The following is a 16,487-nucleotide window of genomic DNA, read 5'->3' on the forward strand; positions in this document are numbered from 1 at the left end:
CGATGCCGCGACCGTGGCGTTCACGGCTGACCGCGTGTTCTGCCCGGCACATTCCCGGCACGCCACCGCAACGCACGGCACTGCATGGCATCGCACCGCAACGCGCGGACCGCACTGGCGACCACACCGCGCGGAGTTCCCCGTCATGCGACACCTTGGAAGGATTGGAAGGAGAAGACCGTCATGGACTACGTCAAGCTCGGCACCACAGGTCTTGATGTCTCGCCGATAGCGATCGGTGCGATGACATACGGCGAGCCCGACCGCGGGCACCCGGTCTGGTCGCTGGGCGAGGAACAGAGCCGCTTACTCATCAAGCACGCCATTGAGCAGGGGATCAACTTCTTCGACACGGCGAATGTGTACTCGCAGGGCTCCAGCGAGGAGATCCTCGGCCGAGCGCTACGGGACTTCGCCCACCGCGACGATGTCGTGATCGCGACCAAGCTACGGAACCCGATGCGCTCGGGCCCCAACGGAAAGGGCCTGAGCCGCAAGGCGATCATGACCGAGATCGACCACTCGCTCAGGCGCCTCGGCACGGACTACATCGACCTCTATCAGATCCACCGCAACGACCACGCGACCCCGCTTGAGGAGACTCTTGAGGCGCTGCACGATCTGGTCAAGGCCGGCAAGGTCCGCTACCTCGGGGCCTCATCCATGCCGGCTTGGGAGTTCGCGAAAGCGCTGCACCTCCAGCGTGAACACGGCTGGGCCCGCTTCGTGTCGATGCAGGACCACTACAACCTGCTCGCCCGCGAGGAGGAGCGCGAGATGATCCCGCTGTGTCTCGACGAGGGCGTCGGTACGGTTGTCTGGAGCCCGTTGGCCCGAGGGCGCCTCGCCCGTGCGTGGACGGACGCGAAGTCGACCGCGCGAAGCGGCAACGACGGGTTCGCCGACATGCTGTACACACCGCTGACCGAAGCGTCCGACCACGAGATCGTCGACGCCGTCGGCCGCATCGCCGATGCCCGGGGCGTTCGGCGCGCGCAGGTGGCCCTCGCCTGGCTGCACAGCAAGCCGGTCGTCACCGCCCCCCTTGTCGGGGCGAGTTCGACGCAGCAGATCGATGACGCGGTCGCCTCGACGGCGATCGAGTTGAGCGACGAGGAGATCCGGGCGCTCGAAACGCCCTACACGCCGCGCCACGACTTCCAGGGCGTCTCCGACGACGCCGAGATACAGGCCATCATGGCGCGCCTGCCCCAGTTCACGACCGCGCGTTAGTACGGCAGTTGGAGGATCAGTGGCGAGTCGGAAGAAAGGTGGAGCAATCCATGAGTAAGGGATCCGCGTTCATCGTGGGGGTAGGCCCCGGCCTCGGTCTGGCCCTCGCGGAAGCCTTCGCGCGGGACGGCAACCCGGTGGCGCTGTTCGGCCGTGATGTCGCGCGCCTGGAGAAATACGTGTCCGGGCTGGTGGCCGAAGGCCGTACGGCCAACGCCTACCAGGCGGACGTCGCCGACTCCGAGGGCCTGCGGGCAGCGCTTGCCCAGGCCGCGGACGACCTGGGGGCGCCGGAGCTGCTCGTCTACAACGCGGCCCTGCTGGCCCCCGACACACCCACCGGACCGGATGCGAAGGACTTCGCGCACACCCTCGCGGTGAACGTCACCGGAGCCATGGTCGCGGCCCGGACGGTCCTTCCGCTCCTGCGAGGCGGCCGGGGAAGCCTGCTGTTCACCGGCGGCGCTTTCGCCCTGCACCCGTCGCCCGAGTACACCTCGCTGTCGGTGGGTAAAGCGGCACTACGGGCCTATGTCCAGGCCCTGCACAAACAACAGCAGGGCTCCGACGTGCACGTGACCACCGTGACCGTCGCCGGATACATCGGCGGTGAAGACCCCCGCTTCGCTCCCAAGACGCTGGCCGCGACCTACCTCGACCTGCACCACCAGCCACAGGACCAGTGGCAGGCGGAACTTCTCTACGCCTGAGCACTCGCCGGCCCCCCGGGCCCGCGCCGCGACACTCGCACGGCCTTCGTCCTGGTGATGTGCACCTTGGCCGGAGCACATCACCGGACGAAGGCCGCCCCGGCGTCAGACGAGCGCTTGGGCCGGCGAGTTGGTTCGGGGCCCATGCCGACGACGGGGGTTGAGGTCAGTTCTGGTGCAGCTCGTTGCGGCCGGGACCGCCGGAGAGCTTGTCGGTGCCCGAGCCGCCCCACAGGACGTCGTCACCGCTGTTGCCCCAGAGGGTGTCGTTGCCCGCCTCGCCGTACAGCTTGTCGTTGCCCTTGCCGCCGTAGAGGACGTCGGCGCCGCCCTTGCCGTGCAGGACATCGTTGCCGTCGTCGCCGTGCAGGGTGTTCTCCTCGCCGGTGCCGGTCAGGGAGTCGTTTCCCGGCCCGCCGAAGCAGTCCTGCCCGCAGTGGGTGAGGATGTCGTTGCCCGGACCGCCGTAGGAGCCGAAGCCGAACGGGCCACCGCCGCCGTCCAGGCGGTCGTCCCCGCCACCGCCGTGGAGCATGGCGGACGCGGACCCCTTGAGTACGTCACTGCCCGAGCCCCCGTAGACCCCGGCCCATGCGTGACTGTCCGGTTCGAGCGTGGCGGTGTCGTCCTTGTCGCCGAGGTCGATGTCGTAGCTGTCCGAGTCGTCCGAGTTCACCGGGATCTCGACCGCGCAGCGTACGACGGTGCGGTCGCCGGGCGTGGGATACGTGCACTCGTCCCAGGTCGCCGCACTCGCGTCGATGGCGATGTCGTACCGGTCGTGGAAGGTGAGGACGTAGTACGACTCGAACTCACCGCGGTTCTCTATCTGTTCGTCGACGGTCAGCTTGTTCTGCTGGCCGGGTGCGGCCTTGTACCAGAGTTCGCTGTCCCCGTGGACGACGGTGGCCGTTGCCGTGGAGGCCGCCTGGGCGGCCGGCGCCATGAGGGCGGTGGTGCCCAGGGCCAAGGCAAGGGCGGCGGTTGTAGCGATGGTGCTGTAAGTGCGCATACGGAAGTGATCCTCCGGGATGTCAGTGCGCTGTGGTGCTTGTGGTCGCCCGGTTAGACCGGGGCGCCGACAACGGAGTTGTCCCATCGATCATGAACAACCACGGACCAGGCAGTGGCCGGAACATGGACAGTCCCAGAGGGAGGAACGGGTGTGTCGATCACGGGCCTCCCGCCACGCTCCGCACGCGTCGGCCCCGTTTCGCACCTCACGAGGCCATCCCGATCACGCGGAACGAGAGAGCTGTTCGCGCACCCATCCGGGATCGGGGTTGACGTGTGACTGTTCCGCCACGACGACAGTCGGTACGGTCTCGTTGCCTTCGTTGACCGCCCGCACCGCTGCCGCTCCGGCCGGGTCACGCCAGATGTTGACCCAGTGCAACTGGCTTGCGCCACGGCCCAATCGGACGCGCAGCCGCAGACAGTACATGCAGCCCGACCGCCAGAAGACGACCGGCCGGCCGTCGACGGCGCTGCGGCGTTGTGCCTCCAGCGCACCGATCGACTTCGGGAAGACCAAAGGCGAGTTCACGCCTGCGAGCAGCACGAACACCAGCAGGAGTGCCGCGGCGGCGCCGGGACTACCCGTGGAGATCAGCCCGGCCGCAACGACCGACCCGCAGAGCACCAGCAGGACCGGCAATATCCAAGTACGCGTCATGGCGACGCAGACTATCGATGCCTCCTCCACGTCCCGAAGCCCTTGTCGCCGGGTTCACCGGGTTCACGTGACGGTCTGCCCTTGCGGATGGTGCGGCTGTTGCTGAGGTCAGTCCGCCAGCGCCGCCGCGGTGGCGCGGACGAAGCCTTCCGGATTGTCCAGCATGATGTTGTGCCCGCAGTCCGGGATCGGGACCACGGCCACCCCGGCCTCGGTCAGCGCATCGGCGCCCGGGAGCGGGCCGTCGGCCTCGGGCAGCAGATAGGTGCGGGAGATCTTCAGGTCCAGCAGAAGCTCACGCATGGTGGGGACGGTGCCGCGGGTGAGGTGGACCGCGCTGCGATGCAGTGCCTCCCGGCCGGCCAGGCGCATCGTGGACCACCAATGGGCACCGGCCCGGTCGCGGATGTCTTCCCAGCCGCCCGCCAGGAACTCCTGCTTGGAATACGCGGCGATGCCGGCACTGCCCGCAGAGGTGCGGCTGGGCGGGATCGGGTCGAGGTTGGCGTCGACCAGAACCAGGCGGGAGACCAGGTGGGGGTGCCGTGCGGCCAGGACGACGGCCACCGAGCCGCCCATGCTGTGCGCGATCATCTCGGTGCCGACAACACCCGCTGAGGTCAGGGCCGCGGCGAGGGCATCGGCGTGCGATTCCAGGGTGTAGTCGAAGCCCGTCGGCCGGTCGCTGATGCCGTGTCCCAGCAAGTCGATCAGCAGGGAACGGCGGCCGGCCAGCAGTGGATGGACCGCGACCTCCGTGAAGTAGGCCGACGACGTGGCACCCAGACCATGAACGTAGACGCGTGACGGCTCCTGCCCCGGCAACTCGACCCAGCGGATCCGGTCGTCCTCGGGTGTCACGGCGGCGTTGCGCACAGTCTGCTCCCTGCACTCCAGATGGACGGAGAGACGAGGGTAGCCAAACGGAGGAGGGGGGCGGGGTGACGTACACCGGCCGGGCCTCTCCGACCGTTGGATCGCCTTCGCCGCCTTCGCCGCCTTCGCCACCCTGGCCGGTCAGACGCGTGGGCCGAGGAACAGGCCACCGCTGGCGTCGATGACCTGACGTCTGGGAGGTCAAGTCGGCGGGAGTGGCGGCCAAGGCCGTTCCCGAGGCCCAGTGGTACGTCAACCGGATGCGCGCCGACGGGAAGAACTCGGTGCTGGGCTGGACCATCGGCGGCCAGTACAACGTGGTGAACGGCGACAAGGTGATCGGACCGGAGCCGGGGGCCGTCATCTACGGCAGAGCCAACAACAAGAAGTTCAAGCGAGTGCTGAGCTCCAGCCCGACGGCCGTGGCCCAGCAGCAGTCCCAGCCCGTGCCACAGCCCACACCCGGTCCGGGGCCGGGCCCCTATCCGGGGACCATCGACCAACCCGGACTCGGTATCGTGCCCCAGGCGACGGACGGTGTGAACCAATGGCCGTTGCTGGTACCCATTGTCATCGTGGCAGCGCCGTTTGTCGTCGAGGGTGGTGGTGCGGCGGCGACCGTATCGGTGAGCGCGACCGTCGCCGCCAGTCTCTTCGAACTGGCGGCGTGAGAAGGAAGCGGCGTACATGAATCCCCTGGACACCCTCATCCGGGAGCACGTGGTCCCGGTCATGAAGGCCGCCGGCTTCGCGAAGAAGGGCAGGATCTTCCGGCGGTCCGCGCCGAACGGCGATCACGCGTTCCTGCACATCGACGCGGACGCGGTGGATCCCGAGAGGTTCGTCTTCGAGGCGAGCTTTTGGATGGTGCCGCTGTCGAGCTGGGAGTTCGCGTACCGGAACCACGCCGGGGCGGGCACGCCCAATGCCAGCGGGGCGCTGGCGGCCTGCAAGGTGATTCCGCCGGAAGCCGCCGCCCACCAGCCAGACGAGGAGGGCTACTTCCGCAGCCGGTGGGCCTTCGTGGAACCGGACACCCGCGACCTCTGCGGCCGGGAACTGGCCCGCGTCCTCACTGAGGAGGCCGTTCCATGGATGGTACGGCTGCTGGACCGCAAGACGCTTTTGGCGGAGACCCGCACGAATCCGAACGGCGAACTTGTACGGCTCGACGACGCGACCACAAGCGAGATCCTCCTACGCATCGACGACGACCCCGTCGCGGAGGTGACCGCCCTCGTGGACAAGGCCGAGGCCGACGGTGTCTTCCCGCCTCTGGTCGCCTGGTCCCGGACCCGACTTGCCCGCCGCACCGCACAGGAGAGCTGACCGTGGGTTTCTGGGGCTCCTACGTCGTGTGCCGCAGCGAGACCCCGCTCGACGACCTCCGGGCCCTCATCGAGCGGCACGACGGTATCGACGAACACGAACACCGGCCCGGCGGCTGGCAGATCGGCCGCTACCCGGGCCCGGAACTCGCCGACGAGGGCCCGGCGATGCTCGCCGAGCTGACTTTCCCGTCAGTCGTCCCTGGAGGTGTCCGCGTGGGTTGCGGGCTCGGGCAGGGGTCCGGTGTGGTGGCTGCTGAGCCCGTCGAGGGAGATGCGCAGGAGGCGGCGCCACTGGCCTGGTTGGCTGTCGATGGTCGCCAGGACGGTCTGGCTCAGTGATGTGCTGAGCAGGACCAGATCAGCGGTCGTGACCCCGTGCCGCAGGAGGCCGGCGTTCACGCAGCGGGTGCGCAGTTCGTCCATGACGGCGTAGTAGTGCTGTGCGCATGCCTCGGTGGGGCCGCCGGCTGCGGTGTAGCTCTCGACGAGGGCGCGGTTGCGGCCCTGCTTGGCGAGCATCTGCTCGAAGAAGCCGGTCAGCGCCTGCCAGGGGTCTTCGATGGCGGTGGCCTGCCGGTGGGCGTCGGTGAGCCAGGAGGTGAGCTCCTGTCCCAGGACGGTGGCGAGCAGGTCGTCCTTGGTCGGGAAGTGGCGGTAGAGCGTGCCCATGCCGACGCCGCTGCGCCGGGCGATCTCACGGACGTCGACGGTGCCGCCCTGTTCGGCGAAGACGACGCCGGCCGCCTCGGTGATCGCGGCGCGGTTGCGTTCGGCGTCGGCGCGGCGGCTGCGCTGAGCGGGGGCGGGGGTGGGCTGGTCGGCGAGGGTCACGGCATACAGGGTACAGCGAACTCCACTTTTGCGGAGCACTTGCTCCGCTTGTGTTACGTTCAAGAGGAGCACTTGCTCCGGTTGTGGCGGGAGGAGCCTCTGGCCTTCGCCTGCCTGTTTCCGACCTGAGCCCGGCACCCCTGCAGAACCCCGGCGGACGGCACGGTCCGCGAGACAAGGAGATTCCTCCCATGGCAACACTTGGCTTGATCGGCAGCGGCAACATCGGCACGACTGTGGCCCGGCTCGCGGTCGCGGCGGGTATCGACGTCGTCCTGTCCAACTCCCGCGGTCCCGAGACCCTGGCCGAGACGGTGGCGGGGCTCGGCGAGCGGGCCCGCGCCGCGACGCCCGAGGAGGCGGCCCGGGCGGGCGACTGGGTGGTGGTGAGCATCCCGATGGGCGCCTACCGCAAGCTGCCCGCCGCCGCGCTGGCGGGCAAGGTCATGCTCGACACGAGCAACTACTACCCGGTCCGCGACGGGCACATCGAGGTCCTCGACTCGGGCAAGACCACCCCCAGCGAACTCGTCCAGGAGCACCTGGACGGCGCGAAACTGGTCAAGGCGTTCAACAACATCACGGACTATCACATCTCCGCACTCGCCCGCCCCGCAGACGCTGCCGACCGCGCCGCCCTGCCCATCGCCGGCGACGACCCGCAGGCCAAGGCCAGTGCCGCCGACCTGATCAGCCGGCTGGGCTTCGACACCGTCGACGCCGGTCCCCTGGCCGAGAGCTGGCGCTTCGATCCCGAGACCGACCCCTACGTGTGGCCGTACCACGCCGACCCCGACGCCGCGCGGGCCGGCTTTGTCAAGACGATCGAAGCCATCCGCTCCGGCAGCCCGACGCCGACGCAGTTGCCGACCTCTGACGACCCCGGTTTCCCGCTGCCCGCCGCGCGGCTGCGCACCCTGCTCGCCGACACCCCCCGCAAGCTCACCGCCGACCGCGCCTGACGCCCTGCCGAGTTCCGGCCGGACCCCTCCCGGCTGCGCCGGGAGGGTTTCGTCAGATATCCGAGTTGTCCTTCGGCGGGCGGGAGTTGACCTTCCGCCTCCAGGCGCCTCGGCTCTTCTGCGATCAGAGCCGGTGCCGGCGCCGGACGGCAGTCCCGAGGCCATCGGGATGTTCGCTGATTCTGCCCTCCAGGACCTCGCAGCCGTCACCGCCCACTTGTCATCGCTGACGTGACCGGGCCGGGCCATGGGGCTGCTCACTCTGCGGGCGAATACTGCAACCCTCGAACTACCGACACTCCACCAGTGCGGCACTCGGCCATGGGAACCTGCCCCACGGACGCCCTTCGACCGCGGACCCGCCAAACCTGCCTTTCCGAGGTGAGAACAAAAGACATGCCTCCACAAGAAATCACAGCCCGCTCGCCCCAGCGCATCGGCGTCGTGGCCGAGTCCGTCTCCGGGGAGACACGTGTCGCAGCCACGCCCGCGACCGTGCGCCAGTTGCTGGCCCTCGGCTACGAGGTCGTGGTGGAGCCCGGGGCCGGTGCGGCCTCCGGCTTCGGCGACCAGGCATATCTCGACGCCGGCGCAGAGGTCGGCGTCGCCTGGGACGCCGATGTCGTCCTGAAGGTGAACTCCCCCTCCGACGCGGAGATCACCCGACTGCGGCGGGGCGCCACGATGGTCGCCCTGCTGGCCCCCGCACAGACGCCCGAGCTGCTCGCGGCACTCGCGGAGGCCGGGGTGACCGCCCTCGCGCTGGACGCGGTGCCGCGCATCTCCCGCGCCCAGTCGATGGACGTGCTGTCGTCGATGGCGAACATCGCCGGCTACCGGGCGGTCATCGAGGCCGCGCACGTCTTCGGCCGGTTCTTCACCGGCCAGGTCACCGCCGCAGGCAAGGTACCGCCGGCGAAGGTGCTGGTCGCGGGCGCGGGTGTGGCCGGCCTCGCGGCGATCGGCGCCGCGTCCAGTCTCGGCGCCATCGTCCGGGCCACCGACCCGCGGCCCGAGGTCGCGGACCAGGTGACCTCGCTGGGCGGCGAGTACCTCCCGGTGGACATCACCCAGGAGGCGAGCACCGACGGCTACGCCAAGGCGACCTCCGCCGACTACGACCGCGCCGCCGCCGAGCTCTACCACCGGCAGGCCCAGGACGTGGACATCGTGATCACCACCGCGCTGATCCCCGGCCGGCCGGCGCCGCGCCTGCTGTCCGCCGCGGACGTGGCCGCCATGCGACCCGGCAGCGTCGTCGTCGACATGGCCGCCGCCCAGGGCGGCAACGTCGCGGGCACCGTGCCGGGGCGCGCGGTGATCACCGACAACGGCGTCACCCTCATCGGCTACACCGACCTCGCCGCCCGGCTGCCCGCCCAGGCATCGCAGTTGTTCGGCACCAACCTGGTCAACCTGCTGAAACTCGTCACCCCCGGCAAGGACGGGCGACCGGTCATCGACTTCGACGACGTCGTGCAGCGGGCCGTGACCGTCGTACGGGACGGCGAGGTCACCTGGCCGCCGCCGCCGATCGCGGTCTCTGCCGCGCCTGCCGCACCGCCCGAGACGTCCGCCGCGCCGAAACGGAAGGAATCGAGGCCGACGCCCGCGCGGCGCTTCGGCCTGATCGGACTCGGCATGGTCGCCCTGTTCCTGCTGGTGGCCTTCGCCCCCGCCCAACTCGCCGGGAACTTCACGGTGTTCGCTCTCGCGGTGGTGATCGGCTACTACGTCATCGGCAAGGTGCACCACGCGCTGCACACGCCGCTGATGTCGGTGACCAACGCGATCTCCGGGATCGTCGTGGTCGGTGCCCTGCTGCAGATCGGGTACGAGAGCCGCATTGTCACCGCGCTGTCCTTCGTGGCGATCCTGCTGACGAGCGTGAACATCTTCGGAGGTTTCGCCGTCACCCGCCGCATGCTGTCCATGTTCTCGAAAGGCTGAGCCGAGATGACCCCCTTGACGGCCTCGCACGCTGCCGACCTGGTCGCTGCCCTGTTGTTCGTCCTCAGCCTGGCCGGCCTCTCCCAGCACCGCACCTCCCGCGCCGGTGTCGTCTACGGCATCGCCGGCATGGCGCTCGCCCTGGTCGCCACGGTTGTGGTGGCGGCGCAGAGCATCACCGCCGGGGCGGTGACCCTGATCGTGCTGGCGACGGCGCTCGGCGCGGCGCTCGGCCTGTGGCGGGCCCGCCGCGTCGAGATGACGCAGATGCCCGAACTGATCGCGGTACTGCACAGCTTCGTCGGCCTCGCCGCGGTGCTGGTGGGCTGGAACAGCTATCTGGAGGTAGAGGCACACGGCGCGGCACAGACCCGGATCGGCGCCGACCTGCTGGGCATCCACCACGCGGAGGTGGCCATCGGCGTATTCATCGGCGCGATCACCTTCACCGGCTCGGTCGTCGCGTTCCTGAAGCTCTCCGCGCGCATCAAGTCCCGTCCGCTGACGCTGCCGGGCAAGAACGCGCTGAACCTCGGTGCGCTCGGCGCCTTCGTGGCGCTCACGGTCTGGTTCACGATCAGTCCGAACCTGCCACTGATGATCACGGTGACCGTGCTGGCGCTGGCACTGGGCTGGCACCTGGTCGCCTCGATCGGCGGCGGCGACATGCCCGTCGTGGTCTCCATGCTGAACAGCTACTCGGGCTGGGCGGCGGCCGCGGCCGGCTTCCTGCTCGACAACAACCTGCTCATCGTCACGGGCGCGCTGGTGGGCTCCTCCGGCGCCTACCTCTCGTACATCATGTGCAAGGCCATGAACCGGTCCTTCCTCTCCGTCATCGCGGGCGGCTTCGGCATCGAGGCGCCGTCCGGCCGCGAGGAGGAACAGGGCGAGCACCGCGAGATCCGGGCCGCGGAGGCGGCCGAGGCACTCGCACAGGCCCGCTCGGTGGTCATCACCCCCGGCTACGGCATGGCCGTCGCCCAGGCCCAGCACCCGGTCGCCGAACTGACCCGCCGGCTGCGGGAACGAGGCGTCGAGGTCCGCTTCGGCATCCACCCGGTCGCCGGGCGCCTGCCCGGGCACATGAACGTACTGCTGGCCGAGGCGAAGGTCCCGTACGACATCGTCCTGGAGATGGACGAGATCAACGACGATTTCGCCGGCACCTCGGTCGTGCTGGTCATCGGCGCGAACGACACCGTCAACCCGGCCGCGATGGACGACCCGGCCAGCCCCATCGCAGGCATGCCGGTGCTGCGGGTGTGGGAGGCGGAACAGGTCATCGTCTTCAAGCGGTCCATGGCCTCCGGGTACGCGGGCGTACAGAACCCGCTCTTCTTCCGCGACAACAGCAGCATGCTCTTCGGCGACGCCAAGCAGAGCGTCGAGGACATCCTGCGCGCGCTCGACACCGACGGCCGCCAGGAAACGGCGTTCGCCGCGCGCCAGAAGACCGCAGCCGGCCGCTGAACCTGTACGCAGCCCGTTCGGGAGCGGCCGCTTCGCCCGGGGCAGCGGGCGGAGAGGCCGCTACGGTGCCGGTTCACGCCGTGTCCGATCTCCTCGGGCCGTGCTGCGCGCCGCATCGGAATCGCGGCGGCGAACGCCCTGATCGACTTCTCGGCCCTTGGGCGCTGTGACCGGCTCTGGAATCGTGCACCTGATGCCACGTCTGCGCAGGTAGGCGCGATTCGCGCGTGAAGAGTACGCCTTATCGCCTCGCACCCGCAGCGGGCGGCTTCTCGGCCGGCCGACACCAGGCCGGGGCACCCCGATCGCGTTCAGGACCGGCTCGAAGTGCGGACTGTCACCGCGCTGCCCGGCGGTGATCAGCAGCGACAACGGCTTCTGTCCCTGCTCACACGCCAGAAGAATCTTCGTGGTGAACCCGCCTCGCGACCTGCCCAGTCCATGGTCTTCAGGTTCGGCGCTGACCCCGCCTGGCGGTTCCTTCTGCACAGCACCGCGCCGGCGGGCACCGGCAGCATGCTGGTGTGCCCGGCAGATGGTGGAGTCGACATTGACCTCCCAGAAGATCAGCCCGGCCGCATCAGCCCTCGCCTGCAACAACGTCAGCAGCCGGGCCCACACACCCCGACGCTGCCATCTCCGGAACAGTCCATACACCGTCTGCCACGGTCCGTACTCGAACGGCAGGTCCCGCCACGGAACTCCGGTCCGAACCCGCCACCGCACACCGTCTACCAGCCGCCGACAGCCAGGCCACCTGCGACTTATGCCCACCGCAGGCAGCAACGACTCCGGCACCGACCACTGCTCATCAGAAAGATCCCCTTGCCTCACATCTTGATCATCATCGTGAAGGGCGCGCGCACAGGGAAGCCGAACCTAAAACACGACCTAGTGGCGTCAACCGAGCGGTGTGCTGATCTTGAGGTGTACGACCACGGGCCCTCGGCAAGTATCGGGGGCTCGTAGTCGTTGGCGCTCAGTGCCCGTTTCCGCAGCCTGCACGCCGACACGCCCAGGTGTGCCATCACTTCGGGTGAAGAGTCCACCATTTGGGGCAGTGAAGATCCATCAGCATGGACACTCATAGTGGTCATCTGTTCACTTTGGGTGACGGTCTGGGTGGCCTTGGCTGCCTTGCCCGCACCACCCGACCGGTAAGGACCGACATGAACGCACTTCCCCTCGGCCGCAACCGCAGCTCCCCCGTCCTCCTGGCGTTACTGGCGCTGCTGGCGATTCTCACGGCATGGGCTCTGCCCTCCGCCGCCAACGCCCAGGAAGGCCGGCTCAAAGGCTGGGGAGCCAACGAGAGCTACCAGCTCGGCGGCGTTGTCACCAGTTCCAAGTACACGCCCGTGACCGTACCGGGGCTCACCGGCGGTGCCATCCAGAGCATCGCGGCCGGCAGCAGCCACAGCCTCGCCCTGCTCTCCAATGGGACCGTGGAGAGCTGGGGCCTCAACACCAGTGGCCGGCTCGGCATCGGCACCGTCACCAACCAGGACCAGGCGTCCACCGTCCCCGGACTGCGCGGCGTGGTCGCGATCGCGGCGGGCAGCAACCACAGCCTCGCCCTGCTCGCCGATGGCACCGTCAAGGCATGGGGTCTCAACTCCAGCGGCCAGCTCGGCGACAACACCGTCACCCAGCGCAACACCCCGGTCACCGTCTCCGGCCTCACCAACGTCGAGGCCATCGCCGCCGGCGGCGCCCACAGCCTGGCCGTCCTCGCCGACGGCACCGTCAAGGCATGGGGCCTCAACGGCAACGGCCAGCTCGGCGACAACTCCCTCACCCAGCGCAACACTCCAGTCACAGTGACCGGCCTCACCAATGTCCGCAGCGTCGCCGCCGGCAACGTCCACAGCCTCGCCCGCCTCGCCGACGGCACGGTCTGGGCCTGGGGCTACAACACCCAGGGCCAGCTCGGCGACAACTCCCTCACTCAGCGCCTCACCCCCGTCAAGGCGGACAACATCAGCTCCGCCCGCGAGATCAGCGCCGGTGTCTACCACAGCGTCGCCCGCCTCGCCGACGGCACCGTCAAGACCTGGGGCTACAACGCCCAGGGCCAGCAGGGCGACGGCACCCTCACCAACCGCCCCGCCCCCATCACCCTCGACGGTGCCACCAACATCCGCGCCATCGCGGCCGGCGGCTACCACACCCTCGTCCTCGACCGCGACGGCAAGGTCAGCGCCGTGGGCTACAACAACAACGGTCAGCTAGGCGACGGCACGGCCACCGACCGCACCGCGCTCTCCACACCCATTAACAGCCTCAGCAGCATCTCGCTGATCGCTGCGGGCAACGCGTTCAGCCTCGCCGGATAGCAGCAGCACACACCGCACCAACGCCGGGCCGGCAGTCGGGGACAAGCCGACTGCCGACCCGGCCCAGGTGTGGTCATGACGCCTCACCATCTCTCAGGCAAGGGCCCGGCAGACGGGACCACCAGCGACAACACCCCGGCCCAACTCCCGCCAGATTCAACCCACTTCGAGATCCACACCAGTAATGACCACAACTGACCGTTTGAGAGCAAATCAGACACGTGAGCTGTTCGCGGAAGCGTTCTCTGGACGCTTGGGCGAAAGGTTCCTTCCGAACCACCCACGCCCTGCGACGACACTTCGCCGAGCCGTACACCGCGTTGCGGCGGTGATCCACCCTCACCACCCAAGCCGCCCGGCACACCGGACACACCCGCCGGCCCTCACCCCGCTCCAGCGCGCGGCCACCCGAAGCCTCACCCGCCACCGTCGGCGCCACTGCCTGGAACGACACACCTCCGAGCAGAACACCGCCCGCGGCCCGGCACCTGGCCTCAGCCAGTCACCACTGCCCGGACAACGCCGCCCGCGTACAGGCCCATCGATCCCGACCGCCAAACCGGACTGGACCCGCACAAAGATCCATACCGGTAGTTGAGAATCGGGCACTCACACGACCGACGATCAGCGGGAAGACCTCGGGAAGGCCGGCGGCGAGTGCCGGGTCGGGCAGTACGACGACCGTCCGGCTTCCGACTCGCCGCCTGGCCCTCCGGGGGCATCATTCAGGCGCGGGCTGTCAGTTCCCCGATGCGTTGGGCGAAGCCTGCGGTTGGCAGGGGGAGTTCGACGTCATCGACGTACTCGATCGCTGTCGGCACGTAGCTGACCGCCGCGGCGGCGGCCTGGGGAAGGACCACGTGTTTCCACGTGACCGTGGCCGTGGGCGGGCTGTCCTCCAGTCCGATGACCATCTGGGTCCAGGTTGCTGGAGTCCACGGGATGTCGCCCCATGCCCTGCCCGTAGGCGTGGATGCTTCCGGAGCAGGTTCTACGCTTGTTCCTTATGGTCGGGTGGTCACTCTCTGCATTGATGGCTGTGATCGCTGTGGTCTGCTTCGGTCACGTTCGATCAGCGTCTCGGGTCGCTTGATGGTTTTGCCCACGTTGTAGCGGGTGGCGGGGTGCCGGTTCTTGGAGCCTGGAGGTCGTCCTGGCCCCGGCCGGGTGGGTTTGGGTGCACGGGCCGGACTGCCGAGGTGGCGGCGGATGTTTCTGAACCCGCGCCGGACGCGAGTCGGGGTGAGCGTGGTCCCGGTGCGGGTGGTTTTCTCCCAAGGCTTGCGCTGGTCTGTCGCCAGCGGGAGCGCGAGACGGAGCTGGGTGTGGGCTGCGACGACGAGCCAGGTCCACCGGTCCGCCGCTTGCGGATCGCGCAGTCGGGGGCGTGCCCAGCCCAGGGACTGCTTGAACAGGCGGAACGTGTGCTCCAGGTCGAATCTGCGCAGGTAGCAGGACCAGATGAAGTCGACGTCGCCCGGGATGGTGCCGGTGGTGGAGGACCACAGCCAGACCGATGGCGCGGCACGGTCGCGGGGCAGGTGGTCGACTTTGAGGCGGATCAAGGTGCCTTCGACCAGGGGGAGTTCTCCGTCCAGGTCGATCCAGGCCGAGCGGTGGGTGAGCCGGGGATGGACCCGGTCCCATGCGCGGGCTTCGGCTTTGCCGTAGCGGGAGGTGTCATTGACCGTGACCACCGCCGGCTCAGGCCACGTCTCTGGCTTCGCGAGGCGGAACTCCGGCCCGTGCTTGGGTGGCCTGCCGCCCTTGGGGTCGTAGACGCGCGGCGGCTTCGGCAGCCGCAGGACGCGGTCCGAACGCAGGCGTCCGACGAGCTCGACGGGCAGATCACGCAGCACCCAGGCCAGCCGCATCACGTCGTAGCCCGCGTCCATCACCACCAGGATGTTCCGATCACTGCGGCGCCACTGACCGGCCGTGATGAGTCGTTCCGCCACGGCCCGCAGCTGGTCGGCCGTCACGGCCGCGGCGTCGTCGGCTGGGCCGAGCCGGACCGCGTCCAGGACCTGCGTCCACGACGTGCGGTCCGGGGCGAGCGCGGCGACGAACGAGTACGGCCAGCCCGGCACCACGTGGTCCGACGCGCGGCCGTTACGGCCGTGGACCAGGCAGAACAGCCGCTCCGGCGAGCAGGCAGCATCCGATCGCAGCCACGGCGAGACGTCCACCGTGAGCACGATCCGCCCGTCGAACCGCGGAAGTGGGAAGGAAACTAGCAGGTCACGCAAGGCGTCCGTGTCAAGCCGACCATCGTTCAGAGCACCGTACAGCGAGCCATAACCGCGCTGGTGCTCGGCAAGCAGCGACAACTCGACCGGCGTTCGCGTCGGGCTGTCGGCGCACAACAACGCGTCGGTCAGCTCGAAGAACGCATCCGCCCGCGCGGACAAACAGTCGTAGAAGGCCGTCCGAAAGCGTGACAGCTCCGCGAGCGCGTCCCGTCCGTTGTCCAGCGGCAGCACACTCATCCCACGGCCTTCCTTGTGAACTCCGGTAACTCGTCGCAGAGTTCAGGATTACGGGAAGGTCGTCCTCTTGCCCTGTGATCACTCCAAAGAGTGACCGCACAACCGGGCCCGACCGAAAGGAACAAGCTAAGGCCGTGCAGAGTGGAGCTTCTTCGACACCGGCACCTTGGTGAGCTTCAGGGACCACGGATTGTCTGGAGTGCTGAACTCCAGCGTTCCGTCGCCGCTCGTGTACAGCTGGACACCGGCCAACTTACCGAGGCCGTTGTCCTCGATGGTGAGGTAGATGAAGTCGCTGGCCGTGCTGCTGTCGACGAACTCCCATCGGCCATGGAAATCGGCAGGGTCCGAGCCGGAGCTGATCGATACGTGCGTTGCTGTGAACGCTCCGTCGCGCGCGAGACGGATCTGCCCGCCACTCTTCTCGTTGCGGTACGCACCGGGAAGATCATCGGTATCGACGGTGCGGGCACACCCGGCGGTAAGTACAGCAGAAGCGGCCAATGCTGCGGCAAGCCACTGTCTGCCTGTCCTCTTGATCGTCACGTCCTCAGCGTACCGAGGGCCTGATCAGTCACATCAGGAGGATGTCGCACAGCCCCAGAACTCGTTCCGTACCTA

16 protein-coding genes are annotated in these 16,487 nt (G+C 68.7%); 8 read left to right on the plus strand and 8 right to left on the minus strand.

Annotated features, from left to right (window positions below):
* Window positions 1-183: 183 nt before the first annotated feature.
* Complete coding sequence (locus tag ACFVT5_RS13635) at window positions 184-1,233, plus strand: aldo/keto reductase (RefSeq protein WP_389885789.1); 1,050 nt, start codon at window positions 184-186, stop codon at window positions 1,231-1,233.
* 50 nt (window positions 1,234-1,283) lie between these two features.
* Window positions 1,284-1,943, plus strand: coding sequence for an SDR family NAD(P)-dependent oxidoreductase (locus ACFVT5_RS13640; protein WP_389885792.1), 660 nt, complete (start codon window positions 1,284-1,286; stop codon window positions 1,941-1,943).
* Window positions 1,944-2,109: 166 nt separating this feature from the next.
* Here ACFVT5_RS13640 and ACFVT5_RS13645 read toward each other — a convergent pair whose 3' ends face one another.
* The 3 genes from ACFVT5_RS13645 to ACFVT5_RS13655 form a co-directional block, all read right to left on the minus strand.
* The gene (locus ACFVT5_RS13645) at window positions 2,110-2,955 is read right to left on the minus strand and encodes a calcium-binding protein (protein WP_389885795.1); all 846 of its coding nucleotides are present in this window, start codon (window positions 2,953-2,955) and stop codon (window positions 2,110-2,112) included.
* A gap of 225 nt (window positions 2,956-3,180) precedes the next feature.
* Window positions 3,181-3,618 carry a glutaredoxin domain-containing protein gene (locus ACFVT5_RS13650; protein WP_389885798.1) on the minus strand — a complete coding sequence of 146 codons (438 nt, stop codon included), beginning with the start codon at window positions 3,616-3,618 and terminating at the stop codon, window positions 3,181-3,183.
* A 108-nt stretch (window positions 3,619-3,726) separates the two neighbouring features.
* On the minus strand, window positions 3,727-4,494 hold the full coding sequence (locus ACFVT5_RS13655; RefSeq protein WP_389885801.1) for an alpha/beta fold hydrolase: 768 nt from the start codon (window positions 4,492-4,494) through the stop codon (window positions 3,727-3,729).
* A gap of 215 nt (window positions 4,495-4,709) precedes the next feature.
* Here ACFVT5_RS13655 and ACFVT5_RS13660 point away from each other — a divergent pair, with 215 nt between their 5' ends.
* Window positions 4,710-5,165 (plus strand): hypothetical protein, encoded by a 456-nt coding sequence (locus tag ACFVT5_RS13660; RefSeq protein WP_389885804.1) that lies wholly within the window; start codon window positions 4,710-4,712, stop codon window positions 5,163-5,165.
* Window positions 5,166-5,181: 16 nt separating this feature from the next.
* The gene (locus tag ACFVT5_RS13665) at window positions 5,182-5,823 is read left to right on the plus strand and encodes a hypothetical protein (RefSeq protein WP_389885807.1); all 642 of its coding nucleotides are present in this window, start codon (window positions 5,182-5,184) and stop codon (window positions 5,821-5,823) included.
* Window positions 5,824-6,014: 191 nt separating this feature from the next.
* On the opposite strand, the gene ACFVT5_RS13670 is transcribed toward ACFVT5_RS13665, so the two are convergent.
* Window positions 6,015-6,656: a TetR/AcrR family transcriptional regulator gene (locus ACFVT5_RS13670; RefSeq protein ID WP_389885810.1), complete on the minus strand. Its 642-nt coding sequence runs from the start codon at window positions 6,654-6,656 to the stop codon at window positions 6,015-6,017.
* A gap of 191 nt (window positions 6,657-6,847) precedes the next feature.
* Here ACFVT5_RS13670 and ACFVT5_RS13675 point away from each other — a divergent pair, with 191 nt between their 5' ends.
* The 3 genes from ACFVT5_RS13675 (at window position 6,848) to pntB (ending at window position 11,041) form a co-directional block, all read left to right on the plus strand.
* Window positions 6,848-7,618: an NADPH-dependent F420 reductase gene (locus tag ACFVT5_RS13675; protein WP_389885813.1), complete on the plus strand. Its 771-nt coding sequence runs from the start codon at window positions 6,848-6,850 to the stop codon at window positions 7,616-7,618.
* 396 nt (window positions 7,619-8,014) lie between these two features.
* Window positions 8,015-9,568: a Re/Si-specific NAD(P)(+) transhydrogenase subunit alpha gene (locus tag ACFVT5_RS13680; RefSeq protein WP_389885816.1), complete on the plus strand. Its 1,554-nt coding sequence runs from the start codon at window positions 8,015-8,017 to the stop codon at window positions 9,566-9,568.
* A gap of 6 nt (window positions 9,569-9,574) precedes the next feature.
* Window positions 9,575-11,041, plus strand: coding sequence for a Re/Si-specific NAD(P)(+) transhydrogenase subunit beta (gene pntB / locus ACFVT5_RS13685; RefSeq protein WP_389885819.1), 1,467 nt, complete (start codon window positions 9,575-9,577; stop codon window positions 11,039-11,041).
* A 60-nt stretch (window positions 11,042-11,101) separates the two neighbouring features.
* On the opposite strand, the gene ACFVT5_RS13690 is transcribed toward pntB, so the two are convergent.
* Window positions 11,102-11,875: an IS5 family transposase gene (locus ACFVT5_RS13690; RefSeq protein ID WP_389885823.1), complete on the minus strand. Its 774-nt coding sequence runs from the start codon at window positions 11,873-11,875 to the stop codon at window positions 11,102-11,104.
* 335 nt (window positions 11,876-12,210) lie between these two features.
* Here ACFVT5_RS13690 and ACFVT5_RS13695 point away from each other — a divergent pair, with 335 nt between their 5' ends.
* Entirely contained in the window at window positions 12,211-13,377 is a 1,167-nt protein-coding gene (locus ACFVT5_RS13695) for an RCC1 domain-containing protein (RefSeq protein ID WP_389885826.1), read from the plus strand.
* 725 nt (window positions 13,378-14,102) lie between these two features.
* On the opposite strand, the gene ACFVT5_RS13700 is transcribed toward ACFVT5_RS13695, so the two are convergent.
* The 3 genes from ACFVT5_RS13700 to ACFVT5_RS13710 all read right to left on the minus strand — a co-directional run bounded on the left by ACFVT5_RS13700 (window position 14,103) and on the right by ACFVT5_RS13710 (window position 16,412).
* Window positions 14,103-14,291, minus strand: coding sequence for a hypothetical protein (locus tag ACFVT5_RS13700; protein WP_389885829.1), 189 nt, complete (start codon window positions 14,289-14,291; stop codon window positions 14,103-14,105).
* 90 nt (window positions 14,292-14,381) lie between these two features.
* On the minus strand, window positions 14,382-15,866 hold the full coding sequence (locus ACFVT5_RS13705; protein ID WP_389885832.1) for an NF041680 family putative transposase: 1,485 nt from the start codon (window positions 15,864-15,866) through the stop codon (window positions 14,382-14,384).
* 126 nt (window positions 15,867-15,992) lie between these two features.
* The gene (locus ACFVT5_RS13710) at window positions 15,993-16,412 is read right to left on the minus strand and encodes a hypothetical protein (protein WP_389885835.1); all 420 of its coding nucleotides are present in this window, start codon (window positions 16,410-16,412) and stop codon (window positions 15,993-15,995) included.
* Window positions 16,413-16,487 lie beyond the last annotated feature (75 nt).

Source organism: Streptomyces sp. NPDC058001 (assembly GCF_042886315.1).
Taxonomy (GTDB): domain Bacteria; phylum Actinomycetota; class Actinomycetes; order Streptomycetales; family Streptomycetaceae; genus Streptomyces.